This window comes from Ancylothrix sp. D3o (genome assembly GCF_025370775.1).
Classification (GTDB): domain Bacteria; phylum Cyanobacteriota; class Cyanobacteriia; order Cyanobacteriales; family Oscillatoriaceae; genus Ancylothrix.
Map to the genome: position 1 here is coordinate 1 of NZ_JAMXEX010000019.1, position 16397 is coordinate 16397.

14 protein-coding genes are annotated in these 16397 nt (G+C 39.8%); 4 read left to right on the top strand and 10 right to left on the bottom strand.

The window, feature by feature from the left end:
* The first annotated feature begins 90 nt into the window (after nucleotides 1-90).
* The 3 genes from NG798_RS22375 to NG798_RS22385 all read left to right on the top strand — a co-directional run bounded on the left by NG798_RS22375 (nucleotide 91) and on the right by NG798_RS22385 (nucleotide 836).
* Nucleotides 91-333, top strand: a complete 243-nt coding sequence (locus NG798_RS22375; protein ID WP_261225929.1) for a hypothetical protein — start codon at nucleotides 91-93, stop codon at nucleotides 331-333.
* A 50-nt stretch (nucleotides 334-383) separates the two neighbouring features.
* Nucleotides 384-599, top strand: a complete 216-nt coding sequence (locus NG798_RS22380; RefSeq protein WP_261225930.1) for an EVE domain-containing protein — start codon at nucleotides 384-386, stop codon at nucleotides 597-599.
* 90 nt (nucleotides 600-689) lie between these two features.
* On the top strand, nucleotides 690-836 hold the full coding sequence (locus tag NG798_RS22385) for a hypothetical protein (protein WP_261225931.1): 147 nt from the start codon (nucleotides 690-692) through the stop codon (nucleotides 834-836).
* Here NG798_RS22385 and NG798_RS22390 read toward each other — a convergent pair.
* The 6 genes from NG798_RS22390 to NG798_RS22415 all read right to left on the bottom strand — a co-directional run bounded on the left by NG798_RS22390 (nucleotide 833) and on the right by NG798_RS22415 (nucleotide 8175).
* Entirely contained in the window at nucleotides 833-1333 is a 501-nt protein-coding gene (locus tag NG798_RS22390) for a hypothetical protein (RefSeq protein ID WP_261225932.1), read from the bottom strand. The genes NG798_RS22385 and NG798_RS22390 overlap by 4 nt on opposite strands.
* Nucleotides 1334-1761: 428 nt before the next feature.
* Nucleotides 1762-2685, bottom strand: a complete 924-nt coding sequence (locus tag NG798_RS22395; RefSeq protein WP_261225933.1) for a hypothetical protein — start codon at nucleotides 2683-2685, stop codon at nucleotides 1762-1764.
* Between the two features lie 2 nt (nucleotides 2686-2687).
* On the bottom strand, nucleotides 2688-4919 hold the full coding sequence (locus NG798_RS22400) for a DUF3696 domain-containing protein (RefSeq protein ID WP_261225934.1): 2232 nt from the start codon (nucleotides 4917-4919) through the stop codon (nucleotides 2688-2690).
* A 66-nt stretch (nucleotides 4920-4985) separates the two neighbouring features.
* Nucleotides 4986-6212: a restriction endonuclease subunit S gene (locus NG798_RS22405; protein WP_261225935.1), complete on the bottom strand. Its 1227-nt coding sequence runs from the start codon at nucleotides 6210-6212 to the stop codon at nucleotides 4986-4988.
* Between the two features lie 163 nt (nucleotides 6213-6375).
* Nucleotides 6376-8049 carry an N-6 DNA methylase gene (locus tag NG798_RS28045; RefSeq protein ID WP_261225936.1) on the bottom strand — a complete coding sequence of 558 codons (1674 nt, stop codon included), beginning with the start codon at nucleotides 8047-8049 and terminating at the stop codon, nucleotides 6376-6378.
* Nucleotides 8050-8052: 3 nt separating this feature from the next.
* Nucleotides 8053-8175 (bottom strand): hypothetical protein, encoded by a 123-nt coding sequence (locus NG798_RS22415; protein WP_261225937.1) that lies wholly within the window; start codon nucleotides 8173-8175, stop codon nucleotides 8053-8055.
* 370 nt (nucleotides 8176-8545) lie between these two features.
* Here NG798_RS22415 and NG798_RS22420 point away from each other — a divergent pair, with 370 nt between their 5' ends.
* Nucleotides 8546-8818, top strand: coding sequence for a hypothetical protein (locus NG798_RS22420; protein WP_261225938.1), 273 nt, complete (start codon nucleotides 8546-8548; stop codon nucleotides 8816-8818).
* Between the two features lie 143 nt (nucleotides 8819-8961).
* Here NG798_RS22420 and NG798_RS22425 read toward each other — a convergent pair whose 3' ends face one another.
* The 4 genes from NG798_RS22425 to NG798_RS22440 form a co-directional block, all read right to left on the bottom strand.
* Nucleotides 8962-9357 carry a hypothetical protein gene (locus NG798_RS22425; RefSeq protein WP_261225939.1) on the bottom strand — a complete coding sequence of 132 codons (396 nt, stop codon included), beginning with the start codon at nucleotides 9355-9357 and terminating at the stop codon, nucleotides 8962-8964.
* Nucleotides 9305-9679 carry a hypothetical protein gene (locus tag NG798_RS22430; RefSeq protein WP_261225940.1) on the bottom strand — a complete coding sequence of 125 codons (375 nt, stop codon included), beginning with the start codon at nucleotides 9677-9679 and terminating at the stop codon, nucleotides 9305-9307. The genes NG798_RS22425 and NG798_RS22430 overlap by 53 nt, the downstream gene beginning before the upstream one ends.
* 1287 nt (nucleotides 9680-10966) lie before the next feature.
* On the bottom strand, nucleotides 10967-12385 hold the full coding sequence (locus NG798_RS22435; protein WP_261225941.1) for a hypothetical protein: 1419 nt from the start codon (nucleotides 12383-12385) through the stop codon (nucleotides 10967-10969).
* Nucleotides 12366-16061, bottom strand: a complete 3696-nt coding sequence (locus NG798_RS22440) for an AAA domain-containing protein (protein ID WP_261225942.1) — start codon at nucleotides 16059-16061, stop codon at nucleotides 12366-12368. The genes NG798_RS22435 and NG798_RS22440 overlap by 20 nt, the downstream gene beginning before the upstream one ends.
* Between the last annotated feature and the right edge of the window lie 336 nt (nucleotides 16062-16397).

A 16397-nucleotide genomic window follows, 5' to 3' on the forward strand; every position in this document is an offset into this window, starting at 1 on the left:
CTTCTGATCGTAAGGAGTTTGAACCAATTATACCTTTGAATATTTGTCAAATTAATTTTATTCGTTAGTTAAGATGGGGGAGGTTGAGTTATGAATCTACTAGAAATAGTTGAGTCTTTTGAGAAATTATCAGAAGATGAACAGGATTATTTGTTGGATATTCTTGTAAAAAAAAGAAAATATCAACAAAACATAAAAAATAGTAATCAAGAAAACTTTTGGGAAATGCTCTTGCGATTTCGTGAGAGGATGGAACAAGAAAAAATTGTTTTTACGGATGAAGATTTTGCTAATTTAAGGGAGCGTAGTCCAGGCCGAGAGGTTGATTTATAAGTCATAGATTTCTTTTAGGTACTATCGACTATGGGCTGGAGAAAAGCCGATTGGATACTAAACTTCAAGAGGTCGTTACCTTTACCAAAAAATTGTTAGAGATACCCTTATTAGGGGAAAATTTAAAACAAGACCCCATACTCAAGAGCTTATCTGTGATTCGCCGGCCAAACCCCACTAAGTATAAATTTACTCCGCAGGAATGGCAGCAGATCCATGAAATAATTAACTCAGCCATTTTACATTTAATATTCATCAATTTTTAGATTGAATTATGAGTTTTATTAGAGCGCCAATTGAGTCATGGGGCTGGTGGGTTTTATGAGGCCGGTGATTTTCCCAGCGCCAATTGAGTCATGGGGCCGGTGGGTTTTATGAGGCCGGTGGAATTGGGAGCGCCGGTGGAATTGAGAGCGCCGGTGGAACTCCAAGGGTTTTTGGATGCGGGTGAGACGGATGGATGTTTGGAGGCCGAGGGATGTTTTTGGGGCCGGGGAACCTAGAGAAGCTGGGTAAGGTAAAGAGGCCGGTGTCCGCCTGGAGTGCCGGTGAAAGCAGGATGGCTGGTGAATTTTGAGAACTCGGCTTTCGCGCTAAGACTGGTGGATGTTCGGGGGCCGGTGGTAGTTCGGGGGCCGGTGGTAGTTCGGGGGCCGGTGGATGCAAGATGGCCGGTGGTAGCAAGATGGCCGGTGGTTTTTGAGAACTCGGCTTTTGCGTTGAGACTGGTGGATGCTTGAGGGCCGGTGGTTTTTGAAAACTCGGTTTTTGCGCTAAGGCTGAGAGAGCCGGTGGTAGTTCGGGGGCCGGTGAATTTGTCTGGGCTGGGGGATATTGAAGGGCCGGTGGTGGCAGGGAGGCCGGTGGATCTTGAGAACTCGGCTTTCACGCTGAGACTGGTGGATGCTGGAGGGCCGGTGGCTGTTGAGAGGCCGGTGAATATCAGTTGGATGCAAGAGAGCCGATGGATGTCAATAATGCTTCCAATTCTGCGCCCCAATGGTAGGGCTTAAACCTACAGGGCAGTCAAGTTGTCAAGGTTGTGTTGGGATTATTCTCTTAAATTTACCAGGCTACCCGTCCCAGAGTATCAATACTCATCATAGGCTATGGGAATCGTACACAAAACTTTACATTTTGTCGTGTTTCGTTGGAATCTGGGCTTTTTCCTAATGGAGGCAACACTATCTTTAGTTGGTAGACGACAGCTTGAGACAATTGCAGCATCCGGTTATCCTACCCCATTCTCTTCCCTAAAATTTTTCGCTCTTCTATTTGGCTATAAGTTAAAAATTTTATCAGACACTTCTACCATTTATGTAAATCATTAATTGTAAAATAACTATTTAAGTTCTTTGCTGATGGTCACATCTTTGATTTTCCCAAACTTTCTAAGTAAAGAATTTTGGTACAACCTATTTAGGATTGCTATAGTACAAAATGATGTTGTAATTTGTGTGAATTTGAATTGCGACTAAATTCTTTCTGAAGTTCATCTCTTCTTGTCCGGCTGATTCTTGTCCATGTAGTTGTTTCATTAGGATGGTCACTAACCCCAAAACTATGACCTGATTGAATGCCCCCCAAATTGCTAATAATATAGCGATCATGAAATTTATCCCAAATAAAAACTTCAACTGAAAGTTTTTTAGACTGAATAACTGAACTAAAACGCTTGTGCTTGCGAAAATCCTCCTCATACTCACGAGTTGAAATTGAGTTTAAATGACAAATATGAATTTCAATTGAAGGGGGATCATCACTTCTATTAATGGCTTCTAATATTTGAGAAAATTCTCGATATTCATGTTTAACCACATCAAAATAAGGATCAATAAAAGTAATAGAGTTAGCATAATTTAAAAGGCGCTTTAGGCATTTTAGGTAATCAGATGTTTTTCTTTCTAACCCGACTGAGTGACTGCGATTTGCCCACCAATCTGCTTTATAAAGCTTTTCAACAGATGCAATTAATGTTTCTGTTGTTTCTGTTGTGAAATTTTGAATTGTTTGAGAAGATGCAATAATTCCATCTAGCGCATCTTCTTTATGAGAACTTAAGGCTTCATTACACCAATCAATATAATTTTCTGGCTTATGAGCTTTTACTGCTTTAACGCGATGGAGACGATGAGATTTTAGTAAAATCTTAAGAATCTCTTTTGTACAATAAGGTTTTGAGCCTATATTTTTTACAAATTGGCTCCACTTTCCATTATATAGATCACGAACAAGGCTTTCCTCATGTAACAGAATCTCTTTTAGATTTTTTAAATGAAGCTCACCAATTTCTGGGTTGTTAAAATGCTTGGTGTCAAAAATACATGGAAGTAAAGCGTATTCAGCAAACATAATTATCCAAAAACCTCCTCTAATCCTTCTTCAAAAAAGCCACCTGGCCATGCTTTCTTCAATTCGCCTTTTTTATTTAAAGGCATTTCCATAACAATACTACCTTTTGCGTCAGGATCAACAAACAGAATCGAAACATCATCTGGTTTAACAGGCGGACAACCTTCAGGAAGTTCATCGTAGAAGGTTTCGCGCATTCGTCGCATGATTCGCAAGAGTAAATGTTCGCTATGGGTTTCTAGGATAAATAGATTTTTTTGTTGTCCTAATGCAGATTGAATAAATACATCTCCTAATTCTGCTTGCAGTTTAGGATGCAAGTGAATTTCAGGCTGTTCAATAGCAACTAAAGCATCTGATAGACCATAACAAGATACTAAAATTGGAATAACTTGACTAACTCCAATTCCCACATCTCGATGGGTAACTTGGGTTTTAGTTCGTTTATCAATTAAGACGAGATCAGAAATGCGATCGCCTTTTTTAGTAATATCTTCAATCCATTCTTCAGAAATTTGTTCAGGATCAAGCATCATAGAAACCAATAGATCAACTTCAGGAAGTATATTTGAAAGATTATCTGAACTAATTCCAGCGTCAGTAAAATCTTGAATCATTCGTTCTAATTGTTCCTGAATTCCATCTCCCCAGTTTGCTGCATGAAGAATCAGTTTTGTGGTTAACTCTTGTAATGTTTTCAGGAGTTGCGGGTAGAGTTCATTGGCTAATTGAGAATCTGGTAATAAATTTCTAACCGTAATTTCATAGGGGGTATTCATTCGTTTTTTATCCCCTAACCAATGATTGACTTGCTCTCGAACATCTGCACGATTTAATAGAATATCCCAAGCATATCCTCCACCAGAATCCCAATTTTCATCCTGTTGGCGAGAGAAGGCAAAATGACGAGGAGGATAGGTACGGAATGGCCCTAAGTAATGTAATCTTCCCATATTTTGTTCAATATTACCAGCGATCGCATGAATCAATTGATTGAGTCGATAGGGAAATAAGAAACGAACGATTTGTTTTGGGTTAGTGGGATCTGGAGTAAAATTAAGCTCTGAGGTAAGCTCAATCTCCTCCTCAATGTGTAGAGTTTCGGGAAATAAACCGGAGATTTTACCAATAATTTTAGGGACTAATTCATCGATAGCATTTTCAATTTGTGGACTCATTTGCAAAGAATAGGGGGGTGGTTCAATAATCGCTTCAATCAGTTTACGAATTATGGGATTTTTAGAGTTGAGGCGATCTAATTGCATTCCTTTTGAACGAGAACTCATGGAGAGAATTTCTTCCCCCTCTGCTTCTAGGTAAAAAGAACGCACACTCACCTTTCCATCACGGGAAGAAGCGCTTCCAATTCCGACTCCAACACTTAGGGATTTAATCTCTTTTAGTAAGTCTGCTAACCCTTGATCCGGTAAATTAAGGTGTTTGGGGTTTAAATCAATTGCCCATTGAACTTGAGAAAAGCGATCGCGTTTATGAACATATTGATTAAACCCTCCTAAATCAACCGAGTCTCCCCCTGCTTCGGTACTATAAATATCGAGTTCTCCTTTATTTTTAATGGCATGATGGGTCAGAAGAATACTATGTAAAATACTCGATTTCCCTGAACTATTTGCACCATAAATTAAGGTGATCGGGCGAATGGGAATATATTGAATATCTGAAAACGCTTTAAATCTACCCACTCGAAAGGCAGTAATACTATTTGTAATAGTTTTGGGTATTAATTGGGTTTTAATATTATTTAATCTCGGCAATTGTAGGCTGGGATGACTAACAGTTGATAAAGTTACTGGACTATTAACTTGTAAAGAAACCCCTGATTCTAAGCAAGCTAACGCCAGACCTAATGACATAGTTTTTGTGCCACCTGTATAGTCGGCAAAAATATTACAATCGGGGTAGGATTCTTGGAGTTGGCGAATGGTATTAGCGACGAATTGATAACAGTCGGCTAAATCATCAGGATTAGAAATTATTTTTAAGTCTCGGTTCTGTTGAAAGCGATTTCCTAATTGAGCTAAGGTTGGAATATTAGGATATCTTTTAATTTGATTGCCAACTTGAACAGTACAGGGTTGTCCTTCACCGATAATTTGGTCTTTGAAGTTTTCAGTACAATAGAAGATGACTCGCTCAGGTTGGACACTTTGAATAGCTTTAACGATAGGAATAAAAGCTTTCCCAACCGTTACTAATAAAATTTTAAAAGGCATAAGTGATTAGGGATTGAGAATGAGTCAGCAAAGCGTTAGGAGGGTAAGGGATAGGATTGATAATAGTTAATTATTATCCAATAGTTTGGCTTGATGTTCCATCTCTTGTAACAATTCTTTAAAATGATCTTCTCTCCATTTAGCTGTGAGTTCGCCAGAAAAAGCCCGATTTTGGAGAGTTTGAAATAGGATTTCTAGTTTTATTTTTACTTCAGCAAATTTTGAGCGCAGTTGATGACTATAGGAAGATGATAGTTGAAATCGATTTAATTCTTGTTGAGATGGAATAAAAATTGGTAGATTCAGTAAAGATTGTGTATCCAATTTTCGGTATCCGTGACCTGCGGTTCCCACTTGAGCTAAAATAATTTTGCTGGATGCTTTGAGTGCAGCTTGCAAGTAAGTTGAGTCAATCTCTTTACCTTTAGGAGAAATAGCTTTCATATCCTCATTTATCGTTAGTCGTGTTCCAGCTATCGCAATAGGAATTGTATGGGCTAAAATCATTCCCCTTACTAGAATTAATATTGCTCCAGATTCTATATATTTTAAATTTGTTTCTTTTATGGCTAAGTCTGAAATGTGTTCAATAGAATCATAAATTATATCTTGCTTCATGTCTTTTAGAGATACCCAAGGGGTATTTCCTTCCCAGTATTTTAAATTTTTATTTGAGGGAGTACCACCTCCTTGAATATTAATTAATTCTCCTAAAGGCTTCGTATTTGATACATCCCAGGTTGCAGGATCACCAAACATTTTAATAAAGAGGCTAGGTAAAATGCGATCGATAATTTGATCTGCTTCTAACCGCTTCCGTCGCAACGCATCCGCTTGATCAAGGATTTCAACAATTCGGTGTTGTTCTGATAGGGTTGGGAGAGGTATAGAGATAGATTCAATATGAGAACGATTAATTGCTTTAAAGGCGCTTCCTTGACCTAAATCAGAAATAGAAGGCTCTATAAATTTGAATAACCAATAAAGATACTTTTGTTCAGCAATTTCTTTTTTAGCCCTAATTGCTGCTAACCCACCACCTATACAACAAATTTGATCAGCTATATTAGTTTGCCCTATAGGAGCGCGAACAGACATTAAAATATCATTTTTTTGAGCAATTTTCCTTGGTTCAGTACACCACTTAATAGGAGTAGGATGAATAGCTCCGAATTCTAGTTTACCTTGAAAAAGAGGTAAACCTTTTCCCACGTCATTATACGAATTAGTGGGTGGAGATTGTCCCATATTTACAGTTGCAATCTTAGAAAGATGAACTTTTAGCCAATCCATAATAAAAATCCATTACATTCTTGAACAATTTTTGACCTTCCAAACCTCTCCATACTATTCATTTTTTTAATGAATATTTTCGGTTCGCTGTAAACATAAAACGGCATTCTACATCTGCAAAAAATTTTATTCTATCGGTAACAGCTTTTGATTGTATCATAATTTAACTTTCAACCTCCTTTAATAACCGCTCTAACCCGGTATTTATCTCTTGTTCAATCTGCAATAATTCCCTAATTAATTCCGCAGGCTCTTCATTCGATACCGTTTCTGCCACTTGGGGCTTATAACGTCCTGCTGCTAAATTATAACCATTCTCTGCAATTGTTTCTAAATCAACCCACCAACAACGAGGTTCAACTGCTCCTGCTGCTAATAAAGTTCCGGCTTTTACCCCTGGTGGATTCTTAAATCTTGACTCTTTATAACTTTTCCAATCGCACAATAATTGAGGAATATCATTAAGTTTTGGGGTTTCCGGTCTTCCGCTTCCTCTAATTTTATCAGGATCAAAACCATCGTTTTTTACCTCGTAAAACCAAACCTGTTGAACTCGATTTTCACTGTCTTTCTTCATTAAGGATTGTTCGGAGATATCAACAGGTTTACGGAATACTAACACGGCTGTTTTTACCCCTGTGTAAGGTTTAAAAACTCCCACAGGAAGAGAAACAACGGCTAAGAGTTCAAAATCTGTTAAAAGTTGTTTTCTTAAGTCAATATGCGCTTGTGTTAAGCCAACTAATAACCCCTCTGGAACAACAACGGCACAACGTCCCCCCTCCGCTAAACATTTCATCATCGCTGCTAAAAATAGCAGTTCACTTTTTTTAGAATGGGTGGGTAAATCTTCTCGGATGGAATCTTTAGATAACGTTCCAACAAAAGGAGGATTAGCTAATAAAACTTTATAACGTCGTTGTAAATCTTCTTCATTTAACCCGCCTAAATTTGATAATATATTCGCTAATTTAACCTGAGCATTTCTCACTCCATGCAAGACTAAATTCATTACTGCAATTCTTAACATTTGACGGGATACATCAAACCCATAAATTGAAGCTTCTAGTAAATTCCAGTCGGTCAGTTTATCTCCATTACCTTTATAATAGGTTTGTAAATTGGGATTTTCTTGTTTAGCGGTTTCTACTGATTTTCCCTGCTTTTCTAACCAGTCTTCTCCATAAATAGGAATTTCATGCGGACTTTCACTGTATTTAGCTAAAATATAATTCAAACTCTCAATCAAAAAACCTCCTGTTCCCATTGCTAAATCGCAAATCGTATCCCCTAAATCTGGATCAACCATTTCCACCATAAACCATCGAATTTGTTTAGGGGTACGGAATTGTCCGTTTAAAGCTGATTGTCCTAAATGGGTGAGCAAATATTCATAAATATCTCCTTTGATATCCTGCCCTAATTTATTTAGTTCTAAAGTATCTAGTTCATCAACAACAGTTTTTAAGACATTAGGATCGGAAATTTCTAACACAGCATCTCTAAAGTATTCAGCAACTTTTGGCTCATCTTTTATTAAAGAATTTGCCATATAAGGAAAAACTTCATCTCGGATAAAGTCTCTCAAATCAATTCCACTTTTAAACCGCCATTTTGACCAACGATAGCGTTCTGTCTGTTGCGGAAATAATAAACGAATATTTTCTTGTTCTCCGATTAAACGAGCGCGAAGTTCCCGTTGAGATTCTTCCTCATCTAATAGTTTCAAATAAATTAAATAGGAAATTTGCTCAATATAAGTAATAGGATTGGTAACGCCTCCTACCCCAAGTGTATCCGTAATTCGATCTAATTTACGCCGTAAGTCAATATCCACTTATTACCCCTCCGTTCGGTTCTTTTTCTGGAACACCAAACGATTTAATTCTTCAAAAATCGTTCTTAAACCTTCTTCCCCAAATAATTCTACCCCTAAACCTGAATCTTCAGGAAGTGTTCGCACTCTATTGACAGCTTATTTGCAGCCTACCGCTAAAGTGAAGACAACTTGACCAGAAGCGAGGTTGCCTCCTTGCTCAAAACCGCCTGCAAACTCATTGACAAAGAAGAAGACCCCGAAAAATTTGCCAAACGTCGCCGCGTAAAAACGATAGTTTGTTTATGCTCACCACCCTCGAAAATTTCTCTCGCTCCTGACTGAGGGGGGCTGCCAGCTATCGCTACGCGACGGTTACTCTAACGGTTACTTTCGGGGTCTGCATTCCGCCTGTGAGCGTTACCTACTTGGGCGTGGTCATACCATTTCTGGTACTTTCCGTGAGTGACTCCCCAGCGTTGGGCCGGCCCTACTTACCAAACAAGCAGTTCAGGCCGTGCCAAATTTAAACCCATTTAATTTATCGGCTCCGGGGGATGGGATATGGTCGGCTTCTGTAAAAGGGCGGGGGGATCTTTTGATGCCAATGGATGTTATGAGGCCGGTGGATCTCCAGATGCCGGTAAATTTTCCAGGGCCTGTGGATTGGGTGCAACAGGCGAATGCTTGGGGGCCGGTGGCACTCAAAGGGTCGGTGGGAATTGAATTGGCAACCGCAATCATTACCAAGCCTGGAAGCTCTTCAGGTAATTCACGCTCGTCGAAATAAAATCTTTCAAGACCCAACTACAAACCACTTGGTTTCACCGGCACCCCTAGATGTAATAAAGCCAGTGAACCAGGCTGCGCCAAAGGATGTTGAGGGGCTGGTGTTGGTGGAGAGGCCGACGTTACGCTCGTCCAAGCTTTATATCATGGGATTTTCACAGGCCGGCACATACAAAATGTACATTCCCGGCACCCCAGGCGGACACCCACCAGATACCGTATCCCACCGGCACCACCGGCCTCCCCGCTACCACCGGCCTCCCCGCCACCAGCGGCACCACCGGCCTCCCCACGACCACCGGCCCCATCGACCTCACTGACGCCACAGATCCCACTACCACTCCCGGCCTTCTTGCCACTACCAGCCTTCTCGCCATCTCCGGTCTTCTCGTCACCACCGGCCACAAAACTTTTCAGGTTTCGACATTCAATCGAATTGATTCTCGCCATCTCCGGTCTTCTCGTCACCACCGGCCTCCCTGGGTTCCTAGCGAGCACCGGCACCACCAGCGCCAGCAACACCATTAGGTTCACCAGCATCACCAACATCCAAAAACTTCACCTGCCTCCCTGCCACCACCAGCATCACGAACTTTACCAATCTTCTTGCCACCACCGGCCAACATCGTATCCCACATACCACCAACTTCCCCAACACCTTGAACCTCACCGGCCTCCCTGAATCTAATAAGGCCGGTTTATCTGTCTGCGGTGGGGGATGTCGAGGGGCTGATGGATATTGAGGAGGCTGTGGATGTTGAGAGGCCAGTGAATCTGCTTGGGGCCGGTGGATTGGGTGGGATAGGCGGATGCTAGGGGGCCGGTGGAACTCGCGTGGGTGTCGGTGGATTGGGTAAGACAAGTGAATGTTTGCTCGGACAGTGCATATTATTGAGATGTCGGCTTTGGCACTGAAACTGGTAGATGCAATCGAGCCGGTGGATGTCAGTAATAATTTCAATTCTACGCTTGAATGGTAGGGCTTACACCTACATAGCCGTCAAGCTGTCAAGGTTATATTAGGATTACTCCCTCAGATTTACTTTGCTAAACGAATCGTACACCAAACTTTACATCATGTCCTATTTCGTCGGTATCTCGGCTTTACCTGTTTTTCTACAACTCTCGGCTCTAGTTCCTAACCTAACAGTGCTTTTAGTTCTCTTATCACTTTGTTAGGCTTTTATTCTCACAATAAATATTTATTTGTATATTTTATTACATATTATAAAATTAGATTATACTATTATGCAATAAGTAGCATTAAATATAAGCTCATGGCAAACTGTTCATTTTGTGGAAAAAGTTTAACTTTTCAAGAACCTTGCTATACCCGTCAAGATGTGGCAAAGTGTGCGTTTTACAGAGAAAAGTTTGGAGGAAATTGTACTTTCTGTAACAAACAGTTAAATTGGCAACAACCTTGCTATAGCTACGAAGAAGCTTCCAAATGCTCATTTAACAAATAGCAGAAAAGGCACCGACGTAGATTTTTATAAATTTAATTTTCGTTTCCTGGCGCTGGCTTCAAACTTAAGTTATTTAAGGATTACCAGCAGTAATTGAGTAATTACTGTGATGGCAATCTTGAAGGATGTTTTGGCTGTAAGCCTGACTATAACAAGAAATGAAGAATTAAAGATTATTAGCTATTGTGCCATTTTACGCTGTAAACAAAAGCTGTAAAACCTTTATTTTGTAAGGGTTTTACAGCTTAATTCTGAAAATTTTAACTGCTACTTTTAAGTTAATCGAGTTAATAAAAAAAATGAAATAAAACCCTTTTTTAAAAGTACACCTATTAAATTCGGGGAACATTTTGGCTAAAGAACAAGCAGCCATAACTAGATATTTATAGTGGTATTTAAGCCTGGTACAGACAAAATTCTGCCAACTCTCGGCTCTCCCTGCTCAAAAGGGAGAAATAGCTATGTATCCAAGCTGACACAGGCAAGATACCGAATTTTATAGTCACGCTCGGAAACATCTCATCTCATGAGGATTGCCTACTAGCATAAAGAAAATGTACATTACTAGCACCACCAACGGACACCAGCCAGATATTGTATCCCGTCGGCACAGAACTAAAATATGGGTAATTTATGGAAAATTTTTCATTGGTTGCTGATTTTACAGATCAGATATTACGCTAATCTTCTACCAGCCTGGGATCGGGAATACCAAATAGCCGTTCAGCTTTATCTATAGAATCTTCATATTCTGGTTCAAACCCATAGTAATCCAATATACTTGTAGGGTTAAACTCTGAAACTTGATCAAAGTCAAAGTAATATTGCTTTTGGGGTTTACGGGCAAATCTTTTTAAGGCATTCCAGGGCATTTCGTTCGCTGTTTCTGAATTCCATACCTCTTCAAATTCAGCAATGGAACGTTCCTCTTCATCCTTGTATTTTTTGAGATGAATTCCCCGGATTTTATTTTTGGCAATTTCCATTTGAGTTGTCTCATCTAATCCATTAAATTCATCCGAGCCATACTCTACAAGTCCGGCAAAAAAGGTTCTAATATAAGCCCAAGGTTTTTTTACCCAGTCATAGCCTAAAGCTCGTCCATCATGATATTCGACAACCACATCATATCCACCAGGTATGTGTGAAAGAGGGTTTGGTCGATATATACGGTCAACCCACAATACACTATCAGCAAGACGTAGTGGCAAACCTATGTAAACCCGTTCAGGTTCGATAGACCTTCTTGTATTTCGTCTGCTCAAAGGTCTTGGAATCCTAGAATTCCTTGTAGATGTTATAACCTCACTAGGAATAGTAGGACTTAATAAAGCAGCCAATTTTTTCAGAGTTAATTGCTGTTGTTCTGTTAGTTTTGTGAGCTTATTAGAAATGTCTTGAAGTTCACTGTTCCCAACAAAAGCTTTTATTAAATAATCACCTTTGATATTTTGAAAACCCAGCAGTCCTATAATTTTATAAACTTTTTTTGATTCAATCTCATTATATCCGGTGACAAAAACATCATTATTATTTTTGTCGATAAAAACTTTTATGGCTTCAAGGCTCAAGGGCGATTCGTTAGTAGATTGATTTTGATAGGTAATTAAATCATCTAATATGTTTAAAGAAACCGGAGCATTCTTAAGGGGTGTAGTTGTTAAACCAAAATCTCCAGTTAAAAAATCTTCTATCGCGTAAATTTCTTGTGTTCGTTTCGGCTGGAGAATACGCTTTTTTTCGATAAATAATTCTTGCGTCAAAGGCTTAACTATAATCGCGGATTCCGAACCAATCACCAAATTGTTATAAGCCTGAAGCGTCTTCGTAGTATCTCGCACAAACATCGGATCTATCCCCAGCATCTCAGCTATTTCAGCTTCTATCGGAGGAGGAGTAAGAGTAAGAGCAGAGTGCAAGACAAATTCCTCAAATATATCTACTCTGCGGGGCTCGCTTACTGCTACCTGTACAGTTGTTTGACGCACGCTGTAGCGAAGATAGCCTCCTGCTATGAATGATAAATTGGGAGATTCTAATTTTTGTCGTAATTCTGTTAATTGAGAATCCATTTGTTGGTCAGAGAATGCTGGAGACATCTATAAAACCTCTATAACGCTCGACAACTTTTGAAACTTCTTGGTAGATGGGGATGCTTGTAAAAAGGTCGTGACATCCCACAATTATCAGTAATTCTTTTGCCCTAGAAAAGGCTACATTAACACGCTCTGGTGTTTTAGCAAATCCAACTATTCTTCGGTGGTTATTGCGAACCATACTAACGATGACAACAGATTTTTCCATTCCTTGAAATCGATCGACTGTGCCAGTGCGAATGTCAAGGTTAGGAAAACGATTAGTACGAGAGATGCGCTCATCAATGAGTCCCAACTGAGCACCATAGAAAGTGATGATGCCTATCTCTTTTTTGGGTTCACCGTTGGCCACTTTCGCAGCCCAGGCTTTGTTCATCTGTTCACACAATTTTTCTATGATAGCAACTTCGTTATTATTTTGATAAGAAGTTCCTGATTGTTCTTCTCTAAAATTCTTATTAGAGGGTATTTTGACCCAGATTATATGCTGATCTTCCCGAATAAGTTTACCTCCTAAATTATGCGCTCGTTGATTGTCAGGATCTGCAAGTCCGCAGCTTAAACCCCCATCACCCTCGTCATAAAACTGGTTGATGGCCTCCATAATTTGAGGGTGCATACGGTACTGGATATTCAACTTTTGGGTGATCCCTTTTTGCACACTCGTCGCTGCTTCAAATTGCTGCTTAAACCAAGAGTTTTCTAAAAATTGTACTTTTTCTCTAGGAACTGAAAGTTCTTCAGCTAGTTCATCTAAATTTTCTTCATCAAGAATAGGTGGTAACTGGCGATAGTCACCAATCATCACAACTTTTTTGCCTTTCAGTGCCGGAATCAGCAATTCTGGAGGAGTGCTTTTACTCACTTCATCAATAATCACAACATCAAATTTGCTAAATTTTTGAGAAAAACTCCATTTGGCTGCTTTCATACAGGTAGTACCAACAACATTAACATTCTCTAAATATTTTTTGCTGATTGCTTCGAGGTCTGTGTCTGATGGATCGAGTAACCTATCAATCCACTTTTGCATGATAGCCTCGTATCGGTTAAGGTAAGCCTCTGCCTCAGCAAGCTCTTTTTGCCATGAATCCAAATAAAGTGAAACATTTTTTAATAATTTTGGAGCGAATATATCTTCTGTAAAAGAAATATCTCGTTTTAGGCGTTCGGGAATTGTTGACCATACTGATTGCCACCAACTCCGTTCTGCTGCCAAATGTTCGGATTTTATTTGTAACTGTACCGTTGCTCCGTTGAGTTTATTTTCATTTTTTCTAAGTTCACTTAATAAACTTTCTACCTCTTGTTTGAGAGGGTTAAATTGGCTATAAAATCTGTCATTGACATTGTTAAGAATTGCGAGAGGTTCTAATAATAAACAAAAGTTCAAGAATTTCTCAATCTTGCTTTGCCAAGAACGCACTTCTTTTTCTAAGGTTATAGCTTGATTAAGAGGATTATGGGGCTGAGTAAGATATTGTTGAGCTATAACTTGCCAGGTTTGGGGGATGTCTAATAATTCAGTCAGGTGATGTAATTTTTGGTAAGCTTTATCAAGGGCAAAGTTAGTATGCTGCTCTTGGAGAATTGCATATTTTTCTCTAATTAACCTGTGTTTTTTAGCCTGTGTATGTGAGCTTTTTACTCTTTTTAAGAGATTAAAAAAATAATCAATTGTTTTGTTGATATAACCCTTCAACCCTCGGTGATTTTCACTTAGCAACTTATCTAATTCCATAACAATATCAGATAATAATTGCCATTCGCGTTGCCTTTCAATTGCGCTCATAGCGGCGACTGAATCATTTACACAAGTGAGCGATGTCTGAATTTTTTCAGACATAACATCGCGGAACCAGAATGCCAAACCCAAGGGCGGATAGGGCGGAACAGTAAGAGCGAGTTCGGCAGACATTTGTTGACAGCGCTCAACATTTAGATACAAGTGATGAATTTCATCATTTGTAGTAAGGTAAGGAGTTAAACTTTCCACTAACTCTTTAATATTGGGATCTTCCCAATTTGCTGAAGAGGCTGATTCAATCAGATTGCTTAAATCATTGCCAAGAGTTTCCCAGGGGAGAAGATTATGAGCAGCTTGCTGATAAGCACTTCTTTGTTCTTGGCAGACTAACTCTAAATCAGCTTGATTGTTTAGTAGTTGCTGCTGTTCTAGTGGGAAGTTTTCTTCTATTTGAATATAGGTAGCAAATCGCTCTCGCGATGTTAGCAATTTTCCTATACTTTTGACAATTTGGCGCGGTTCAGATAAGCGGTTTTCACAGTCAGCAGCAGTATTTTCCAACCACCTGTCTATTACCCTGTGGGCTAAAAAAGGTTCTCCTTCTCTACCAACTCTGGTGCGGGCATCTCCCTCTCGCAGTGGACGAAGTACCGGGTGGTGAGCTAATCGACTGAGGGCATTGTCTACTGCGAGGTTAGCTTGAGATACAACCAGCGTGCGACCACCCCGACGAGCAACTTGATAACAGATTTCAGCAATCACTGTAGTTTTGCCTGTTCCTGGTGGGCCTTGAATTAAAATCAAGTCCTCAGCAGCTAGTACGGCTTCCACTGCTGCTATTTGAGTTTTATTAGCCTCCGACAGCAACAAATCTGTTTTTGAAAGTGGGGAAGTTGCAGGTATCGGCCTTGCTTTAGCAGCATCAAAGAAAAACTCGCCTAAATAAAGATTCTGGGTGTGGCCTTCCCTCAAGTTTCCCAAGGCTTGTTCTTGCCAACGTATTTGAGTAAGACTGCCAACGTCTTCAAAAAATAAAAATCCTGTGGTGGGTAGTTCTAAGTTACCGCTGCTCAGGGAATCAACTAGATTGCTATTTAGCTGGATTTTTATCTGATTTTTACTTTTTTCGACGGTTTCTATATCTCCTAATTCTTGACCTCGACGACGATTTGCTACGTCGGCAGAGTTTTCAAACAACTTAACAAATCCGTTTCTAGCCCATCCTGCTCTTTGCCAAAACTCCTCTGGAGTCAGTGACACTGAACCATTACTCGTTGCTAAGTCAACATTAAGGGTAAAAGTGATACCTTGTCTGGATACTTGATAGTTGTGGCTGACAAAAGGTACGCAAAATTGGCGCTTCTCGGCTGTCCGGCGTTGAATCCCCAAATACTGTCCCCATGCTCTTATCTGCTCTGTACTAGGTACATGAGCGCCGCAGACTGGCATTGTAGCTATGCGTGCAAATGCTTCTTGCGGAATCCTAATATCGTGGAAAAAAGAGGGTACTAAACGAATAAGCAAAGCTGAAGAAAAAGCATCTATATTTCCTTGTTCTAAGTCTACTAAATTAATTCTATTTAAACTCAAACAGCCCATACCATCTTTACGCACACTTGCCCAAAACTGCAAAGTTTGCTGGCGTTCTTGTAGTTTGATGGGCAGTTGAAAATTATCGCGATCTGTTGCTATAGTTAGCTCCCAAATTTCGGATTCAGGTTGTTTCGCTTCTCCCTGTCTACGAATATAGAACAGACAAGGCTCTGACCCTAAAAGCTCCGAGATTAACTCATCAGCACGAATATACCGATCTCTAAACTCAGGATAGGCGTTAAGTGCATCTGATCCTTCGATCTGGCAAATAAAGCGATCGCTTGCTGCCGCTATGTATCTATATCCCCAATCTGTGGATGCACTATTACTGTTTGTCATTACTTAGACCCGATAAAAAGGAGGTTAAGTTATTATTGTTCATTGTTCACTCTCCAAGCATTCGCTTAGCGGGCGGTAGACATTTGCATATTTTAACGTTAGACCCTGGGCTTTGGGCAGTCGTTCTGATCCAGCATTGACACTCCTGTGAGTTTAAGCGATATTATAAATTGTAAGCTCCGGGACTGTCCTATGGCTCCACTGTGAGTTACTGACCCCGGCGTATAAAAAAAATTTTTAGTTCGATATGCAAAACCTCCGAGTACCCACAGGGTCCGGGGATTTTGTATATCGAGAAATAATACTGTATTTATTAAAATGGCTTCCACCTTTCAA